The 18,803-nt window shown below is 69.9% G+C and carries 12 protein-coding genes and 1 pseudogene; 8 read left to right on the forward strand and 5 right to left on the reverse strand.

Annotated elements, in window-relative coordinates:
• Positions 1-36 precede the first annotated feature (36 nt).
• On the forward strand, positions 37-4,446 hold the full coding sequence (mobF, locus tag KPL57_RS11485) for a MobF family relaxase (protein ID WP_226351584.1): 4,410 nt from the start codon (positions 37-39) through the stop codon (positions 4,444-4,446).
• 10 nt (positions 4,447-4,456) lie between these two features.
• On the opposite strand, the gene KPL57_RS11490 is transcribed toward mobF, so the two are convergent.
• Positions 4,457-4,882 carry a hypothetical protein gene (locus KPL57_RS11490; RefSeq protein WP_226351585.1) on the reverse strand — a complete coding sequence of 142 codons (426 nt, stop codon included), beginning with the start codon at positions 4,880-4,882 and terminating at the stop codon, positions 4,457-4,459.
• A 226-nt stretch (positions 4,883-5,108) separates the two neighbouring features.
• Here KPL57_RS11490 and KPL57_RS11495 point away from each other — a divergent pair, with 226 nt between their 5' ends.
• The 6 genes from KPL57_RS11495 to KPL57_RS11520 all read left to right on the forward strand — a co-directional run bounded on the left by KPL57_RS11495 (position 5,109) and on the right by KPL57_RS11520 (position 12,005).
• Positions 5,109-5,906, forward strand: a complete 798-nt coding sequence (locus KPL57_RS11495) for a transposase family protein (RefSeq protein WP_226351139.1) — start codon at positions 5,109-5,111, stop codon at positions 5,904-5,906.
• A 263-nt stretch (positions 5,907-6,169) separates the two neighbouring features.
• Positions 6,170-7,384, forward strand: coding sequence for an ATP-grasp domain-containing protein (locus tag KPL57_RS11500; RefSeq protein WP_226351586.1), 1,215 nt, complete (start codon positions 6,170-6,172; stop codon positions 7,382-7,384).
• A gap of 72 nt (positions 7,385-7,456) precedes the next feature.
• On the forward strand, positions 7,457-8,242 hold the full coding sequence (locus KPL57_RS11505; protein WP_226351587.1) for a hypothetical protein: 786 nt from the start codon (positions 7,457-7,459) through the stop codon (positions 8,240-8,242).
• 191 nt (positions 8,243-8,433) lie between these two features.
• The gene (locus KPL57_RS11510; protein ID WP_226351588.1) at positions 8,434-9,600 is read left to right on the forward strand and encodes a 50S ribosomal protein L11 methyltransferase; all 1,167 of its coding nucleotides are present in this window, start codon (positions 8,434-8,436) and stop codon (positions 9,598-9,600) included.
• A 45-nt stretch (positions 9,601-9,645) separates the two neighbouring features.
• Entirely contained in the window at positions 9,646-10,782 is a 1,137-nt protein-coding gene (locus tag KPL57_RS11515) for a GNAT family N-acetyltransferase (protein ID WP_226351589.1), read from the forward strand.
• Between the two features lie 11 nt (positions 10,783-10,793).
• Positions 10,794-12,005 (forward strand): MFS transporter, encoded by a 1,212-nt coding sequence (locus tag KPL57_RS11520; RefSeq protein ID WP_226351590.1) that lies wholly within the window; start codon positions 10,794-10,796, stop codon positions 12,003-12,005.
• Positions 12,006-12,202: 197 nt separating this feature from the next.
• Here KPL57_RS11520 and KPL57_RS11525 read toward each other — a convergent pair.
• Positions 12,203-13,151 (reverse strand): annotated as a pseudogene (locus KPL57_RS11525) (IS5 family transposase).
• Between the two features lie 225 nt (positions 13,152-13,376).
• Positions 13,377-14,321 (reverse strand): fumarylacetoacetate hydrolase family protein, encoded by a 945-nt coding sequence (locus KPL57_RS11530; protein ID WP_226351591.1) that lies wholly within the window; start codon positions 14,319-14,321, stop codon positions 13,377-13,379.
• Positions 14,322-14,535: 214 nt separating this feature from the next.
• On the opposite strand from KPL57_RS11530, the gene KPL57_RS11535 reads away from it, so the two are divergent.
• Entirely contained in the window at positions 14,536-15,333 is a 798-nt protein-coding gene (locus tag KPL57_RS11535; RefSeq protein WP_226350737.1) for a transposase family protein, read from the forward strand.
• 32 nt (positions 15,334-15,365) lie between these two features.
• On the opposite strand, the gene KPL57_RS11540 is transcribed toward KPL57_RS11535, so the two are convergent.
• Both KPL57_RS11540 and KPL57_RS11545 read right to left on the reverse strand, forming a co-directional pair.
• Complete coding sequence (locus tag KPL57_RS11540) at positions 15,366-16,484, reverse strand: peptidyl-prolyl cis-trans isomerase (RefSeq protein ID WP_226351592.1); 1,119 nt, start codon at positions 16,482-16,484, stop codon at positions 15,366-15,368.
• The coding region (locus KPL57_RS11545) for a hypothetical protein (protein ID WP_226351593.1) at positions 16,484-18,803 on the reverse strand (2,320 nt) is incomplete at its 5' end. The genes KPL57_RS11545 and KPL57_RS11540, both read right to left, overlap by 1 nt.

Here is an 18,803-nt window from a genome sequence, read left to right on the forward strand (position 1 = left end):
CGTGCGGGCCGCGACCGGTTTCATGATCGTTTCGGGGTGGTCGGGGTGCTGAAGGTCGTCAACGGCTACAGCCCGGAGTACCTGTTGAAGGAGGTCGCAACGGGGCGGGAGAACTACTACACTGGTGCGGTCGCCGAGGGTGAGCCGCCGGGGCGGTGGTGGGGCGCCGGGGCCGAGCGCCTCGGCCTCACCGGCCTGGTCGACGCCCAGGACATGCGCGCCCTCTACGAACGCTTCCTCGACCCCCGGGACGCCGGGTTCCGCGATCCTTCCCAGTGGGACAGCGTCCCAACCCTGGGACACACCGGACGCAAGTACCTGTCCGAGGACGACCTGTACGCGGCGGCGCTGGAACGCGAGCCGGACGCCGCGGCGGAACGCCGCGCCGAGCTGCGTACCGAGGCGGGGAAGGCGGCCCGGCACAACGTCGCGTTCCTCGATGCGACGTTCAGCGTGCAGAAGTCGGTGACGCTGCTGCACACCGCGTTCGAGGCCCGCGAGGTCGCCGCCCGCCAGGCCGGCGACGAGGCCACGGCGGCGGCGTGGGGCGAGTTTCGTCAGGCGGTCGAGGATGCGATCTGGGCGGGCAACAACGCCGCCCTGGCCTACTTGCAGGACAAGGCCGGCTATTCCCGGGTCGGGCACCACGGCGGCGCGGCGGGACGGTGGGTGGACGCGCACGCGTTCACCGTGGCGTCGTTCTTCCAGCACGACTCCCGGGATCGGGATCCGCAGCTGCACATCCACAACACGATCCTCAACCGCGTCGAGTGCCCGGACGGGACCTGGCGGACCCTGGACTCCCGCGCGATCCACCGGTGGCGCCCGGGCGCGGCCGCGGTCGGGGAACGGACCTGTGAGGAGCGGTTGACCGCGACGATCGGGGTGCTGCTGGCGATGCGCCCCGACGGCAAGGCCCGCGAAGTGGTCGGGGTCCCGGCGCAGGCGATGTCACTGCTGTCGAGCCGTCGCCACGCCCTGACGGCGAAGGCAGCCGACCTGGTCGAGGCGTTCGAGGCCCGCTACGGGCGCGCCCCGAACGGCTACGAGCACGAGCGCCTCACCCAGCAGGCGACCCTGCTCACGAGGTCCGGGAAGTCCCACGACGGCGAGTCCCGCGACGACCTGCTCTCCCGGGTCGAGGTCCGGCTGCGCGCCGACATCGAGGGCGGTCTGGCCGGGATCGCCGACACTGCCCTGGCCGCGCGCCGCGAGGGTGTGGAGCCGATGACGTTCGACCCGCGGGCGGTGATCGAACTCGCGCTGACCGAGGTCGGGAACCGCAAGACGCACTGGACGACCGCGGACCTCACCCGGGCGGTCAACGCCGCCCTGCCCGACTACCTCGGCGTCTCCGACGGCGCCGAGATCGCAGCCCTGTTGGACCAGCTCACCGACGCCGCCCTCCACCACTCGTTGACGATGGACACCGCGAAACCCGCCGCCGAGCTGCTCCCCGACGACCTGCTGCTCGCCAACGGCCAGTCCGCCTACCAGGCCCCGGGCGGCGCGCTGTACGCGACACCGGAGCAGGTCCACACCGAACGGTTCCTCCTCGCCGCCACCGCCGCCCGGGACGGGGCGGCGCTGCCGGTCCGCGCGGCCCGCCGGTTCCTCGACCGGCTCGGTGAGGAGGGCATCGAGCTGGGCGTCGACCAGGCCGCCGCCGTGCGTTGCATCCTCACCTCCGGCGCCCGGATCGAGACCCTCGTCGGCCCGGCCGGGACCGGGAAGTCCTTCGTCGTCGGCACCCTGGCCCGCGCCTGGACCGACCCCACCCTCCGAGACCGCGCCGACGGCGGCGGGTCGGGGCCGGTGGGGCGGGTGTTCGGGCTCGCCACGAGCCAGATGGCGACCGAGGTCCTCACCGGCGAAGGGCTCGACGCCCGCAACGTCACCGCCTGGCTCGCCACCCAGGACCGCCTCCACACCGGCCGAACCCGGGACGAGGACGAGGCGTGGCGGCTGGGTGAGGGGGATCTGCTGGTGGTCGACGAGTCCGCGATGACCGACACCGCTGCGCTGGCCGCGATCCACCGCCACGCCGACACTGCTGGGGCGAAGCTGCTGCTGGTCGGCGATCACCGCCAGCTCTCCGCCGTCGGCGCCGGCGGCGGCATGGACCTGCTCGCCACCGCCGGGTCCCGCTACGAGCTCACCGACGCCCGCCGCTTCACCCACCCATGGGAGCAGGAGGCGAGCCTGCGCCTGCGCGCCGGAGACGACACCGTGCTGCGCACCTACCACCAGCACGGCCGCATCCTCGACTCCGGAACCTGCGACGACGCCGAAGCCTCCGCCGCCCGCGGGTGGCTGGCCGACACCCTCGCCGGACACCACTCGCTGCTGCTGGTCGACACCAACGACCAGGCCGCCCGCGTCTCTGCCCAGCTGCGCGCCGAGCTGGTCCGCCTCGGCCGCGTCGCCGAGGACGGCGTCTGGCTCGGCCGTCAAGGTGTCGTGGCCGGGGTCGGGGACCTCGTGCAGGCCCGCCGCAACGCCTGGCACCTCGCCGGACGCCACGGAAACCGCCGCGGCCCGATCAACCGCGAGACCTACCGCATCACCGCCGTCCGCGACGACGGCGCCATCGAGGTCACCACCGACACCAGCACCGACGGCGCCGCCGCCGAGGCAGAGGGGGCCGGCGGGCTCGGGCAGAGGCTTGTCCTGCCCGCGTCCTACGTCGTCGAGGACCTCGCCCTCGGCTACGCCGCCACCGTGCACGCCGCCCAGGGGACCACCGTCGACACCACCCACACCGTCGTCACCCCGGGCACCGGCCCCGCCGCCCTCTACGTCGGCATGTCCCGCGGACGGCAGACCAACACCGCCCACGTCACCACCCGCACCGCACCCGAGGACCCCGCCGACGGCACCGCGCGGCACGCCCTGCACCGCGACCCCGTCGCCACCCTCGCCGCGATCCTCGACACCACCGAAACCTCCCTGTCCCGCTCCGCCGTCGCGGTTGCCACCGAATCCGCGCAGAACGCCGCCAGCGCCCGGACCGCGGCCGAGCTGCTCGCCGACGCCGCCCAGCTGACCGCGACCGAACGCACCCGCGACCACCTCGACCGACTCGTCGCCCACGGCGCCCTCACCGACCACCAACGCGCCCAGATCGCCGCCGAGGACGGCGCCGCCTCGCTGACCCGCGTGCTGCGCCGGGCCGAACTCGCCGGCCTCGACCCCCAGGCCGTGCTCGTCGACGCCGTCGAGCGCGGCCCGCTGACCGGGGCGCGGAACCTGACCAACGTCCTGTACTCCCGCATCCGCGAGGGCCACCGCTTCGACCCTGTCGGCGACACCTGGGCGGAATGGACACCCCACACCGACAACCCCGAATGGCACGACTACCTCACCGCCCTCGCTCGCGCCGCCGACGACCGCGCCGCCACCCTCGGCCGCGACGCCGCCGCCGACCCACCCGCCTGGGCAGTCTCCGCGTTCGGCGCGTGCCCGGCCGACGCCGACCAGCAGGCCGAGTGGAGCGCCGCCGTCGGCCGCGTCGCCGCCTACCGCGAGATGCGCGGCCACGACGACCCCGACGACGCCCTCGGACCCGCGCCCAAGCCCGGGCAGGTCGAGGAGTTCGCCGCCTACCGCTCCGCGTGGCGGACTCTGGGCCGGCCGGAGATCGACCGCGAGCACCTGGAACTGTCCAACGGCCAGCTCCGCGCCCGCATCCGCGCCTACCAGCGCGAACTCGCCGCCGCACCCCGCTACGTCGCGAACGAACTCGCCGGAACCCGCCAGAGCGCCGCCACCCACCAGCAGACCGCCGCGCTGCGCCGCGCCGAAGCCGACGCCCTCACCGACCCCGCCGAGCGGCAACGGATCCTCGACGAGGCGAACCAGGCGACCGCCCTGGCCGCGGTGCTCGACGCCCGCGCCGAGCAGCTCCAGCAGATCGACGACGCCCGCGCCGCCTGGCTCGCCCACACCTCTCAAACACGGGTGCAGGCCGAGTTGTCCAAGGCCGAGCTGTCCGCACGCGACGCCGACGACGACCCCGCCCAGCAGGCCACCGCTGAGGAGTGGAAGGCCGCCCACGAGGCCGCGATCGCCGAGGACGACGCCCACCGCGAGATCACCGAGGACGACATCGACCACACCGACCACGATCAGCGGCCCCACACCGCAGATGACGAACGCACAGCCCCCGCGGCCCCGGTTGCCGACGCCGGATGGGACGACGTCCGGGAACGGGCAGAGCGCGAACCACGACCCAGCGGAGAGGACGTCGTCCGGGTCCCCGACGCCGCCGAGACGACGGGGCACCTCGACCACGCCGGCCGGGTCCTGGACGAGATCCGCTACCGCGACACCGGCGAGGACCTCGCCCGCGCCGCCGAGCTGAACTGCTGGCACACCGACGACCACACAGTGGCCGAGCACGACAGCACGGCGGACGACGAGGTCGACGAGTACAGCGACCGGTAGCAGGTCTGATTCAGTCGGTGTCGGCCTGGCGGGGCACGGCGAGGGGAGCCGGGCCCTCGCCCCGCCAGGCCCACCACAGCGTCGCCCGGATCCCCTCACACCAGCCCGGGCGGTCTGCGACGAGGTCGGGCTGGCGTACCGGGAGCAGCTCGACCGCCATGCACTCGGCCTCGATCAGCTCCTCATAGGCCGTCGCACGCGAACGGGTCACTGGGGCCGCCGGCTGCTGCACCTGGCCCCACGACGTGCGGTGCGGAGCACCGGCCAGCCACCGGCACGTCGCCACGACACCGGCGGCGTACCAGTCCTGGACTCCACGTTCGCCCTGTTGCGTGGTTCGGTCCTTCGCGGCGGCCCAGACCGCGGCGAACTCGCCGCGGGGCACCCGCAGGTTCCCCGCCGGGATCCGCGCTACCTGCTCAGCAGTCGCCACCATGCACCCCAGGGTGACAGAAACCACCGACGCTGATGATGGTAACGCCCCGGACCGTCGTGTCTCAGCCACCAACTGTCGACCTGCTGGGGCCTCACCTGCAGCCCACTGAGCCTTTCCCAACCTGTTTGTGCTGGTCAGGGGTGTGAGGTGCGTGGCTTGTCGTGAGATGGGTGGGGCTCCTGGTAGACGGATAGCTGTCGCGCCACCGCCTACCGAGGAGCCCCGCGTGTTGTCCTACCCATCCGGGATGTCGATGTCCACTCGCACGGTTCGTGTCCTGGCCGGGCTGCTGCGCGGACATCGTCGCCGGATCGGGACCCGGTGGCGGCTCCTGACCCCGGCCCGCCAGGCCCTGCTCGTGCTCGCGCACCTACGTAAGGGCGAGACCTACACCGACCTGGCCAGCGGATTCAGAGTCGGGAAGTCCACGGTGTCCCGGTATGTCGCCGAGGCGATCGGGCTGCTCGCTGCGCTCGCGCCGACCCTGGAGCAGGCCATCACGGTCGCGGCCGGGAAGGCGTTCGTGATCCTGGACGGGACGCTGCTGCGTATCGACCGGGTCGGCATGGGCTCGGGCTATGACCGGGCGTTCTATAGCGGGAAGCACAAGTGTCACGGGCTGAATGTGCAGGTCATCGCCGACCCCGCGGGTCGGCTGGTGTGGATCTCCCCGCCGCTACCGGGGGCACGGCACGACATGGGCGCTGCCCGGATCCACGGGATCATCGACGCGGTCAACACCACCGGGGTGCGGGCGGTCGCTGACACCGCCTACCAGGGCGGCGGTCCCGCGATCACCGTCCCGCACCGACGCCGACGCCGCGATCTCGACACCGGCCGGTACCGGCCCCTGTCAGCGAATCAGAAGGCCGTCAACGCCGCTCACGCCCGACGGCGGGCACCGGGTGAGCGGGTCAACGCCGAGCTGAAGAACTGGAAGATCCTCCGCAAGATCCGCTCCAGCCCCTCCCAGGCTGCTCAGCTCGTCGCAGCGATCCAGACCCTCATGATCACCACCGCCTGACCAGCACAAACAGGTTGGGAAAGGCTCACTCGCGGAGGGGCCGGTTACCACGCCGGGTCCGGATACCTGCGGCTTGAAATGTTCTATGTCACAGCCCTTCGCGCCCTGACGGCCCGGCGTGTAGATTCACTCGCTGGGGCTAGGGGATCGCAAAGCATTAGATGGTATTGGAGTGGAAGATGTTGCCGAGGCTGTTGCTCTTAGGTGCTGGCGATCCGGTTTACCGGGGATATTCGCTCGAAGCATTGGCACGTAATTTTCGGGTGACACTACTCGACGCTTCTGCCAGCGAATCGCAGAAGGCGGTTGTCGACAGACACGTCGGCATTGATCACCGCGATCCGGCAGTCGTTTTAGAGTATGTCCGTCGAAACCTCAATTGTTTCGACGGAATATTCACTTACGATGAGTTTGCGGTCGAGACGGCGGCAGAGGTCGGTGCAGGCGCTGGTTTTCGTGTCAACTCGATCTCGACCGCCCGTGCGTGCCGAGACAAGGCCGAGATGCGTGCGCGGTTGAAAACCGGCAACGTCCCGTCAGCCCGAAGCATTCGGGTCGACTCCAGTGACGCGGCGCGTGCCGCAGCCCAGGAGCTCGGCTACCCAGTAGTGCTAAAGCCACAGGCTCTCGCCGGGAGCATCGGCGTGATCCGGGTTGACGCCGACTTTGAGTTCGACGCTGCCTACGCCGTCGCCGCCAACTCTGGACACGGCGTCTATGGCTCGACTGGTGGGCGACTCCTGGTCGAGGAGTATCTGGATGGGCCAGAGATCTCGGTGGAGTGCGTGGTCCGCGACGGCGTCCCCGAGATCCTGGCTGTTACACGAAAGTCCCTCGGGCCTGCACCGTACTTCGAGGAGATTGGGCACGTGGTCGCGCCGAGGGAGCCGGTGACCGCGGACGACTCGGCGATCGTCTCCGTAGTTCAAGCCACGCATGCTGCCGTCGAGATCACCTGGGGTGCGACCCACACGGAGCTGCGCCTGACCCGTACTGGACCGCGCGTGATTGAGATCGGAGCGAGGCCCGGTGGGGACTTGATTCCACTGCTCGTACGCCTGGCAACCGGACGGGACCAGGTTGTCGAGGCCGCCGCCGCAGTATGCGGGATGGACCTCCCTGACATGCCCGAGGGGACCGAAGGAGGCGGGCTGGCGGCCGCCGCGATCCGCTTCTTCTACCCCGTGGCGGAGAGCAGGCTGGCGGGCCTCTATCTGGACCCGAAGATCAGGTCCGCTCCTTGGCTGTACGATTTCACGCGCGAGGTGGAACTCGGAACCGTGCTCCGAACGCCGCCGCACGCCTTCCTCGATCGCATCGGATTTGCCGTTGTCCGAGCGGAATCTGCCGACTGCTGTCAGCGGCACCTCGACAACTTCGAGAGCGGACTGGCTATCACCTGCGATCCTTCCGCCGACGCCATCTGTTCACCTCCTGGTAGTGCGAAGAAGAAAGACTCCTTGCCGAAGACGTACTAATGTCGACACCGGCATTCGGCGAGTGATTCTTGCTCGCTCGTATCCGTGAAACTGAGGAAGCGAAGGAGAGGCATGCCTGTAGTCGCCACGATCCGGGAGTCGCTGGACACCATCCGTGAGGCCATTGACGAGCACTTCGCGTCTGAAGCGATGCAGTCACAGATCTTCGATCTGCGTCGCAGTTATCAGGAGACCGACTTTGCCGAGGTTGTCGAATTCACCCCGCCTTGGGTATTCGACACCGCCCTCGGCGAGGTCGAGGAATTATTCAACAAACAGGCGAAGCGGCGCGACATCGTCGTTGCCCAGAGCGGCCACACTCCGCGCAAGTACTCCAACCTCGACCGTGACGCGCTTGCGGCTGGCAGCGCCGTCGTCCCGGAGTTGTTCCACAGCCGCGGGCTACGAAGCTACCTCGAGCAGATCGTCGGTGAGACCGTCTTGCCGGTTCCTTACACTCCCGAGGAGTACATCGCTGCCCGGCTGCACGAGGCCGGAGACGTGCACGGATGGCACTGGGACGACTACACCTGGGCGCTCGTTTGGATCTTCAAGATCCCGGACGAGACAATCGGCGGCAGTGTCGATTTCATCGCGCGCGCCCCGTGGGATCGTGAGAACCCGCGGGTAGACGAACTCGTCGCGAAGGGTCCGTTGGTCCGCCGACACCCGGGGGTCGGCAATGCGTACCTGCTCAAGGCCGACACCGCGTTGCACCGGGTCGCGCCGCTTTCCGAGGACGCCGAGCGTATGATCGTTTGCTACACATTCGCCACCGAGTCGGACCTGACCCAGCCCGTTGACCATTCCAGCATGGAGGACCTGTACCCGGAGGCCCACGAGCGGCACTTCGGATGATCGTCGGGTCCCCCGCGGTTTCTACTGTCGCCGAAGTGCTCCGGGGAGTAGACCTGCCTGGTCTGCTCGACGGGCGCCGTCGTCGGTGTCTCAATACGTGGGAACCGTGGCTCGCTGGGGAGGCGCTGACCGACGCCTCCCCAGGGGGAGCTGCGCCATACCCTCGTGACGAGCTGGCTCGACTGCTGCACATGGGCTTCGACGTCGGGCATCCGTCGATCCGTGACGATATCGGGCGCGCGTTGGTCGACGCTGGCCTCGTGGCATCCAATGGCGGCGTCTACCGCACCGGGCGGTGGCGCCTGAGCGCTTTCGCCGGGCTGCTGATCGCCGCTGACCGCGACTACAGCACCGAGCACGAGGTCCACTTGGGCGAGGACTCACTCCGGTTCACTCAAGCTGTCCTCGCCGCAACACCGCGGGACGCCGTACTCGACATCGGCTCCGGCTCTGGGGTCGCGACGGCGGCCGCCGTGCGGACCGCGGGTTCGGTCCGCGCGATCGACGTCCTCCCAGACGCGGTGCGGGCTACCGAGATGACTTGCGCGCTCAACCCTGGCGGCGCTGAGGTCACCACCGAGGTTCGGAATTTTTCCGACGTAGACCTTGCCGAGTTCGATCACGTGATAACGAATCTTCCGGGCGTCCCCGTGCCCTCCGGGATGCCCTACCCGACGGCCGGGAACGGTGGCCCGGACGGACTCGACCTGATCCGGACGTTCTGGAAGCAGCTGGCCGCAGGACCGCCGCGACGGGTGACGATGCGGTTTCAGAGCATGGGCGAAGCCGAGCCCGAGGTGCTCGCTGAACTTCGCGAGACTTTTCCGCAGCACGCGATCTCCATCGCCGCCGACTCCGCGGTGCCGATGCGGCTGCGGGATGCAATCACCGCAGAGCGGATCGCCAGCATCACCGGATCTGACCCGGATGACATCGTTGACCAACTGTCGGGCACGCGTCGGACCGACGGTCGGACAACGTACTTCTGCTCGACTATGAACCTCGTCCCTGGCAGGCCCGGGATCGCCTACGCAGCACCGCTCACCAGGCTCGATCTAGACGGTCTATGGCGAGCTGGCCCGGTCCGCAAGATCCACGACACGGCCGTGTGGACGGATTACTGCTCGCGACTGCGGCTGATGCCCGACGAGTTCTGGTCGGTCCAGGGGGAGGAGCACGTGCGCACCGTGGGCCGCGACATGCACGCTCTCGGTGGTGAGCTCTCCACGGGGAAAACGCCAGCTGAGTTGGCGGCCGCGCGCATCCCGGCCGGTCCCGCCGCTCGGGCAGGCATGGAATTGGCCGTCGCGCTCCTAGCTGAGGTACTCGAGGACATCGGGATCCTGCGCCCCCGATAGATGTAAGGAGTGACAGTGGTTTCAGGCTGGACTGTGCACGACTCGATGAACGACGTGGATGCCGAGGAATGGAACGATGTCGTAATCCGAGCGGGAGGGTCGGTCTTCCACAGTCATCAGTGGCTGACAGCGTACGAGACGGCGCCGCCGGCGCCGTTGTTCAATGCCCGCCACTTCTGCCACCGGACCGACGGCCGCCTCGATGCCGTCGCACCGTTCTACGAGGTGCAGGAAGACCCACACTACGTCGGTTACGGCCCCGATTACGACTTTGACCACCCGATCCTGCACACGCGGATGCTGGTCGGGCACTCGTGGTACTCCTACTTTAACGGAGTCTGCTCGGTCATCGACCCCGCAGAGATCGTCGACGACCTGGTCGGCGCCGTGGGTGAGGTCGCGACCCACCTCGGCGTGCCTGTCTTCGGCTTCCCCGGAGTCCCCGAGTCCGACCCGCTTGGCTCCGAGCTGGAGAAGCGTGGCTTCAGCCCCGTCTACACCGAAGCAACCAGCGGCGTCGACTTCGCGGGCACAGCACAGGCGCACCTGGACACACTGCGGAGCCAGAAGTTCCGCCGGGAGTTCCGCAGGCTGTCTACGAAGGCGCTCAGGTCGGGCGCGCACATCCGAACGACCATCGAGTCCGGCGACGTCGAGCGGTTCGCGAAGCTCGTCGAGGACGTGTGCGCCCGACACGGGGTCGCGACGATCAACCCGCCGGAGAACCTGTACAGCATATTCGAGAATCTGCGTGAGTACGTGTATTTCGTGAGCATCTGGCTGAATGATGAACTGCTCGGCGGCTTCGTCCTGATGCACTTCGAAGACACGCTCTACGCCTGGATCGCAGGACTCAACTACGACCACCATAAAGAACTTGGTACCTACTACGCGCTATACGCTCAGACCCTGCAGCTCGCCGAACGCCTCGGCGTGAGGCGGATCGAGATGGGTCGCAGCATGTACGGCTTCAAGGTCCGGATGGGATTCCATCCGCAGTCGTTGGTCAGTTGGTTCACTGGCGTTGGCCCGGACGGTCGCGAGCTCGTCCGCGAGGGAATTGCCAGCCTGGATCAGCACTGCCGCACCCGCAATCGGATCGCAGAAGCATACGAGAGCAACAAGCTGGAGATTCCCGAGATTTTCACAGGGCCGCCGCGGTTCGCTGTGGGCGGCGCCTAATGGCGGCGGGATTGCGGGAGCGCCTGTCCTTCTGGCAGACGGCGTTGCTGGGCGGGCTGGCCCTGGGCACGATCTTCGGGCTAGTCGAAGGCTTTTCGCTGTTCTCGCTCGCCTTCACCCGCGACCTTGGAATTACCCGCGGTGAGGCATCGAGCATGTACTCGGTCTACTTGCTATGCAGCGCGCTGTCCGCGCCGCTCGTGGGCAGGTTCGTCGACTGGTACGGGCCAGGGCGAGCCGTGCCCGCCGGGTTCATCATCGTCGGCGTGGGACTCAGCATGGCGTCGCGGGCGACGGCGCTGTGGCACTTCTATGTTCTGTACGTCCTCGTGCTCGCGACAGCGACGACCGTGCTGATCGTCGCCGCCCAGGTCATGGTGTCGAACTCGTACCCGACCGAGTTTCGCGGCCGAGCGCTCGGCCTAGCCTATGCGTGCGTTGGGCTTGGGAACTTCTTGTTGTTCAACCTGCTCGGCCAGATCATCTCCGCATACAGCTGGAGGGTTGCCTACCTGGTCGCCGGGATCGTCGCCGGCGTCGTCGCGCTGGCGTTCCTCCTGTTACATCGACGTACACCCACCTCTGTTCGAGCCGACGGGCCTGAAGCGGCCCCGGCAAGAATCGTTGGGATCGGTGTTGTTTTGGCGTTCCCAGCGTTCTGGTTCCTGTTCATCGCCGCTGTAGCCGCGAGCGTGCTCGACTTCGTCGTCTTCCAGCACCTGGCACCATTCCTGGTGACCTCCGGCTATTCGGTGGCTTCCGCCGGGTTCATTTTGAGCATCGCGTCGCTTGGCTACATCGCGGGACAGCTCACCGCAGGGGCAGCATCGGACCGGTGGGGGCGGGAGCGCGTCGGGGTGACCGCTGGGTTGGCCTACATCGCGCTGCTCATCGGGGCCGCGCAGCTTCCGGCGCAGTGGTTGGTCGCAGTCCTGTCTGCCGGACTGGGCCTCGTGGTTGGCGGGGTGATCGGTGCCCGCAGCGCCGGAACCGGCGACATGTTCGCGGGACCTGTACTCGGGCGGGTATCCGGCCTCGTACAGGTCGGTAGCGCGCTCGGCGCCGCGGCCGGAACCTGGCTGGGAGGCATCGCGTTCGACCTCACGGGGGGGTACGGACTGATGTTCGGCATCGCATCCGTTACGGCGCTCGTGTGGTGCGCCACCTTCGTCGCGGCGGCACCGCGCCGCGGGCACCGACTGAACCATGAGATGATCACTTGATCATGATGATGGACCAGCCCACAAGAACCGAAGTCCGCCCGGTGGCCGCCCGCGATCCAATGGTCGTCGCACTGATCCAAGCGCTCGACAACGACTTGGCCGAATTTCGGTACACAGAGAGCGAGAGCTTCGGGTATTCGATGCATGAACTAGAGGTCAGCTTGGTGCATCTGGTCGGGGCGAGCGTTGAAGGTCAATTAGTCGGCATCGGTGGTATCGAGTTCCAGGACGCTCAGAGCGTGTTTGGAAATTCTAGTGGGTTGAGGGTGTCGTGTGTTTCTGCTGGCGGGTGGCGGGGTATCCACGGGCGATGCGGCGGGTGATGGTGTTGATCGCGGCCCAGCGGATCATGGCTTCGGATGTGGTGGGGTGGCGTTCGTAGTCTCGGGCCAGGCGTCGGTGTGCGGTGAGCCAGGCCAGGGTCCGTTCGACCACCCACCTTCGTGGGAGGACGGTGAATCCGCGCTGCTCGGGTGGCTTGCGGATGATCTCGATCGTTGTCTGCAGGATCGTGGCGGCCCAGTCGAGCAGTCGCCCGGCGAAGCCGGCGTCGGCGTAGACGAACCGCACCCTGGTGCGCAGGTAGAGGTTGAGCAGGATCGGCTTGGCGCCGTCGCGGTCCTGTACCGAGGCCGAGCACACCATCGTGGTCAGCAGCAGACCGAGGGTGTCGGTCACGATGAACCGTTTCCGTCCGCCTGTCTTCTTCCCGGCGTCGTAGCCGCGGGAGTCCTGGCCGACGGTGTCGGCGCCCTTGACCGACTGGGAATCGATGATCCCCGCACTCGGCTCCGGATCACGGCCCTCGGCGATACGTAACTGCCCCCGCACGACCGGGAGGATCTTCTCGGTGACCTTCTGCTGTTCCCACTGGTTGAAGTACCAGTAGACGGTCTGCCAGGGCGGGAAGTCCACCGGCAACGCCCGCCAGGCACACCCGGTCCGCACGACATACAAGATCGCGTCCAGCACGTCCCGACGAGCATGAGCAACAGGCCGCCCCCGCCGCGCGAGCGGCGGTAACAACGGCTCGATCACCACCCACTGGGCATCACTGGTGTCCGAGGGGTACCGGCGCGGTCGTTCCTGCATGCCGACCACGATGGAGCACCCCAGCCGTGTCGACCATCCCGACACACCCACCATTTCCAAACACGCTCTAATGCCGCTGATGCCTGCTCTGTCGCCAGGGGAGCAAGCTCGCACCTGGGGATCCAGTCCTGCGGGTGCGGGCGCGCCAACTACGGATCAGAAGGTTAGGGGTTCGAATCCCTTCGGGCGCACACGACACGACAGGCCCCACCGGACTCCGGTGGGGCCTGTTCGTGGTCCGGGCCACTCGACCGGCAGAGGCCTCTCGACGGTGTGGGGTCAGCCGGGGACGGGACGGCGACGCGGCCGGGGCCGCGCGCCGGGGATCAGGTGCGGGGCGCGGCCGGGTACGACGGTGTTGCGCAGGGTGCCGAGGCCGTCGACGGTCATCTCGACGACGTCGCCGGGGGCCAGAGCGGGGAGGTCGGTACGGCCCCGCCCCCACAGCTCGGCGAGACAGCCGCCGTTACCGCAGGTCCCCGAGCCGAGGACGTCACCGGGACGCACCTCGGTGCCGCGGCTGGCGTAGGCCACGAGCTCCTCGAACGGCCAGCCCATGTTGGACAGCAGGTCGCGACCGACGACGTCCCCGTTGACCGAGACCGTCATGCCGAGCGAGAGGAAACCGTCGGGGTCGCGGTGCGGCTCCAGCTCGTCGGCGGTGGCGAGCACGGGGCCGAGCGTCGTGGCGAAGTCCTTGCCCTTACAGGGGCCGAGCCGCACGGCCATCTCGCGGAACTGAAGGTCCCGCGCCGACCAGTCGTTGAGCACGGTGTAGCCGGCGATGTGCGCCCCCGCGTCGCCCGGGGCGATGTCGGCGCCGCCGCGGCCGATCACCGCGGCGACCTCCAGATCGAAGTCGAGGCGCTCGCAGCCCGGCGGCACCGCGACGTCGTCGTGCGCGCCGACCAGCGCGTAGGGGTTGGTGAAGTAGAACGTCGGTGCCCGGTACCACTCGGCGCCGACTCCTGCGCCCGCCGCCATCCCCTCGACGTGCTCCTCGAAGGCGACGAAGTCCCGCACCGTGGGTGCCTGGACCGGCGGCAGGAGCCGCAGCCCGGCGAGGGGGACGGGGTCGTCGGCCGCGGCCCCGGCCTCGGCCAGGGTGCCGGTGCGCAGCAGGTCCAGCACCGTCGTCCCGGCGGGGAAGCGGCGCAGCGTCTCCCCGTCGACGACGCCGCAGCGGACGACCCCGTCGGGCTGCTCGACCGTGGCGATGCGCATCGCGATCCCCCGCTCACACCGGCGGGGCCACGAACAGGCCCTTGTCGACGTCGTTGAACGACCGGCGCGCCACGAACTCGTTCATGGCGTTGGCGGTGCCCCACTGAGCCTTTTTCAACCTGACGTTTGTGCTGGTCAGGGGCGTGAAGGCCGGCCGGGGTGGGGCTCCTGGTAGACGGATGGGTGTCGAACCGTCGTCTGCCAGGAGCCCCGTGTGCTGTCCTACCCATCCGGGATGAACGTGTCCAGCCGTAGCGTCCGTGATCTTGCTGATCTTCTCCGGGGGCATCGGCGTCAGCGTGGAACACGCTGGCGCCGGCTCTCAGCCGGTCGGCAGGCCTTGCTGGTGCTCGCCTACCTGCGTAAGGGCGAGACCTACGCTGCCCTGGCCTGCGGGTTCGCGGTGAGCACCGCGACGGTGTACCGGTACCTGACCGAGGCGATCGGTCTGCTCGCCGCGCTCGCCCCGACCCTGGAACAGGCCATCACCGTCGCCGCTGGGAAGGCGTTCGTGATCCTGGACGGCACGCTGCTGCGTATCGACCGGGTCGGCATGACATCCGGCTACGACCGGGCGTTCTACTCCGGCAAACACAAGTGCCACGGCCTGAACGTGCAGGTCATCGCCGACCCCGTCGGCAGGCTGGTGTGGATCTCCCCACCGCTACCCGGAGCCCGGCACGACATGGGTGCCGCCCGCGCCCACGGGATCATCGACGCGGTCAACACCGCCGGGGTGCGGGCGATCGCTGACACCGCCTACCAAGGCGGCGGGCCCGCGATCACCGTCCCCCACCGACGCCGCCGCCGCGACCTCGACACCGGCCGGTACCGGCCCCTGTCAGCGAATCAGAAAGCGGTCAACGCCGCCCACGCCCGACGACGGGCACCCGGTGAACGGGTCAACGCCGAGCTGAAGAACTGGAAGATCCTCCGCAAGATCCGCTCCAGCCCCAACCAGGCCACCCAGCTCGTCGCCGCGGTCCAGACCCTCATGATCACAGCTACCTGACCAGCACAAACGTCAGGTTGAAAAAGGCTCACTCACCCGCCGCCGCCCGGCGCGGGCGGGACCGTCTGCGGCGTGCCCGAGGGCAGGCCCGGGCTCGCGCCGGTGGGCGCGGTGTCCGGGTCGGCGGGGCGGTAGTCATCGGCGTAGCGGACGTCGCCGTCGGCCAGCGAGTCGGTCATCCACTGACCCCAGAGGCCGATCCGGCGGTCGAACAGCACCAGCTCGCGGAGCCGGTCCTTGACCTGGTCGAAGTTCGCCGGGACGCCCGGTGTCACCGCCCCCGACCGGCCGACGTTCCAGCCGAACTGGTTCTGCACCGGGCCGAACACCTGGCCGGCCGGGCTGCCGAAGGCGGCCTTCGCGTAGTCGGGCTGCAGCTGGTCGGCGCTGATCGGGCCCAGCGCCCCGCCGTTCGCGCGGGTGGCGTTGTCGATCGTGGTGGCCCGCGCGACGGTCGCGAAGTCGGCGCCGCCCCGTAGTTCGGCCGCGATCTTGTCGGCGGCCTCCTTGCTGGCGACGACGATGTTGGACAGCTCGCGCTTCTCCGGGGTCCCGAGCCGCTGGGCATACTTCGGGAACTCGGCACGCAGGTCGTCGTCGGTGACGGTCACGTCCTTGGTGACCTTGTCGAACAGCTCCCCGACGACCATCTGCTGGCGGACCTCGTTCATCACCTTGTCCTCGGTGGTGCCGACGTTGCCGAGGACCTTGACGAAGTCGTCGCGCGCACCGGGGCCGTTGCCGAGCTGCTGGGTGATGTACTGGTCGAGGGTCTGGCGGACCTTCGCGTCCGCGACGCCGACGCCCAGCTCGGTCGCCCGGTCCTCCAGCACCATGCTCAGCGCGACGGCCTTGGCCGCGTCGCGGCGGAAGCCGTCCATCTTCACCGGGTCCTCGACCGGCGGCTGGACGCCGTAGAGCGCACGCAGGGTCTGCACCCGGTCGTCGAGGTCGGTGACGGTCACGACCCGGTCGCCGACAGCCAGCGCCGCGCCGTCGGGGACCTGCTGCATCTTCCACCAGACCCCGCCGCCGACCCCGGCGACGAGGGCGAGGACGAGGACTCCCGCCACGATCCGGCCGGTCCAGGTGGTCCGGACCCGGTCGAGGGCGGCGCCGGCGATCCACGCCAGTGTGGACTTGACTCGCATCACATCACTCCAACGAGCTTCTCCCGGGCGGGGGTACTCCGCGCGGGGTCGGCCGGGCCGTGCGCGGGCGGGAACGCCCGCACCACGACCCGTGCGGCCAGGTAGGACAGCAGTACGGACAACGCCAGGAGCAGCCCGAACTCGCGCATGAGGGCGAGGTCGGACAACGCCAGCACGGCGAACCCGGTGCCCGAGGTGAGGGCGGCGAGGGTCACCGCGGTCCGCAGGCGCGGGTCGCGCGTGCGGACGGCGTCGCAGGTCATCACGGTGAACTCACAGCCGACGGCGGCGGTGAGCGACCCGAGCGCGACGGTGAGCGGGTTCAGCGGGATGCCGAACCCCCAGAGCAGGAACAGGTTGGCGCCGGTCGCCAGCACGGCGGCCAGTGCGGCGCGCAGCGCGTCGCGCCGGTGCCGCAGCCCGACCCCGAGCACCAGCGCCGCGGCGACCAGGCCGGCGGTGCCGGCGAGGTAGCGGTCGGCGGAGACGAGCTCGTAGCCCTGCACCGCGACGGCGGGCAGCCCGGAGACCTCGGCGACGAAGCCGGGCGGGGCCGGGGGCAGCTCGGCGGTGATCGCGTCGGTCAGCCCACGGAGCCGGTCGAGGTCGTCGAGCCGGACGCCGAAGGACAGCACCGCGACCTGGCCGTCGGGCCGCAGCACCGCGCCGGTGAGGTACGGCGGCAGCAGCCGGACGCCGGCCCGGATCTGCTCCTGGTCCGGGGTGGGGCCGAGGAACGACAGCAGCGTGGGCGCCGAGAGCGCGGGCCGCGCCTGGTCGCCGTGCAGCCGCACGATCGACTGCTGGGCCGTCGTCATCCACGTCCACGCCTGCGGGGTGAGCACGTCGCCCTTCCCGTCGGTGGACCGCAGGACGACGGCGAGCTCGCCGCCGGAGCCCAGGATCTGCTCCACCCGGGTGGCGTCGGAGACGGCGGGCAGCCCGGCCGACAACGCGTCGACGCTGGTCTGCAGGGGCAGGAAGGGCAGCGTGGCCCAGCCGCCGACCGCGACCAGCCCGGCGAGGACGACGGCGACCAGCCGCGACCGGCCCGGGCGGGCGACCGGCCCGGGACCGTCCGGCGCCGCCGCGTCGTCGCCGGCGGGTGCACCGGCGTCGGCCGGGTCGGCGTCGGGGGCGGCCGGGTCCGTGTCGGCAGGGTCGGCCGGGTCGGCGGCGGCATCGGTCGCGGGGTCGGCCGGCGCGGCGGACGCGGGCCGGTCCGGGCCGGCCCAGCCACCGGGCCGGTAGACGAACCAGCCCAGCGCCACCGCGAACGCGACGCCCAGGGCCAGGGTCGACCCGAGGTCACGCACGAACGGCAGCGGCGAGAGCACCAGCGCACCGAACCCGGCCGCCGTCCCCGCCGCGACGACGACGACCGTGCGCGGCCGTGCCCCGCGGGCGAAGTAGGTCGGGTAGTAGCTGCCCAGCCCCACCAGGACCGGCAGGAACGCGACCACCCCGAGCGAGACGGGGCGGCCGATCCAGCCCAGCACGGCCAGCGTCGCCGCGGTCGCCGCGAGGGTCACCGCGAGCGGGATCAGCCGTCGCCGCCGCCGGGTCCAGGGCATCAGGAACAGGCAGAGCCCGATCGCGACGACTGCGACCGCGCCCAGGACCGGCGCCTCCCGGTCCACCGCGACGCCGAGCGAGGCGGTGATGGCCGGGACGCCGGAGACGGTGGCCTCGGCGGGCAGCTGCGCCCGGGCGACGGTGTCGTTCACCGCGGCGACGAGCTGCTCGGTCCCGGCCTGGTCGAGCCCCTCGCGGGGGCGGACCAGCACGGCCAGCGAGCGGTTGTCGGGGACGACGTAGCGCCACTGCGGGCGCGGCTCACCGCCCGAACCCATGATCGAGTGGTCGATGAAGCGCTGGTTGCGCAGGGTCGGCAGACCCACCGGCAGGCCCTGCACGATCAGCGGGCCGTACCGGGCGTCGAACGCCGCGACGGCGGCGTTCGCGGCGGCGGCCGGGTCCTCGCCGCGCTGCCGGGCGGTGATCGCCGCGGCGCGCTGCAGCCCGTCGCGACGTCCGGTGAGCTCGGCGAGCAGCTTCTGGGACTGCGACGCCAGCTGGTTCAGCGTCGTCGCCGGGCCGTAGACCGAGGCGACGTCGGGCAGCTGCGACAGCTGCCCCTCGAGGCCGAGCACGCGCGGCAGCACGTCCCGGTCGAGCAGGCCGGGGGCCTGCGGGGCGCGCAGCAGCACGACGATCGGGTCGCCACCGAAGGAGCGGGCGAGCTCGGTGTAGCGCTGCACCGACGGGTCCGACGACGGCAGCAACGACTCGACCCCGGTCTCGACCTTCACCCGGGAC

This window comes from Pseudonocardia sp. ICBG601, from assembly GCF_020496245.1.

Bases quoted from the DNA above. Each gene is read 5' to 3' on its own strand.
- KPL57_RS11530 (WP_226351591.1), bottom strand. From the start codon at position 14,321: ATGCGCATCGCCACGGTCGAGCAGCCCGACGGGGTCGTCCGCTGCGGC.
- KPL57_RS11510 (WP_226351588.1), top strand. From the start codon at position 8,434: ATGGGCTTCGACGTCGGGCATCCGTCGATCCGTGACGATATCGGGCGC.
- KPL57_RS11505 (WP_226351587.1), top strand. From the start codon at position 7,457: ATGCCTGTAGTCGCCACGATCCGGGAGTCGCTGGACACCATCCGTGAG.
- KPL57_RS11540 (WP_226351592.1), bottom strand. From the start codon at position 16,484: ATGCGAGTCAAGTCCACACTGGCGTGGATCGCCGGCGCCGCCCTCGAC.
- KPL57_RS11515 (WP_226351589.1), top strand. From the start codon at position 9,646: ATGAACGACGTGGATGCCGAGGAATGGAACGATGTCGTAATCCGAGCG.
- KPL57_RS11490 (WP_226351585.1), bottom strand. From the start codon at position 4,882: ATGGTGGCGACTGCTGAGCAGGTAGCGCGGATCCCGGCGGGGAACCTG.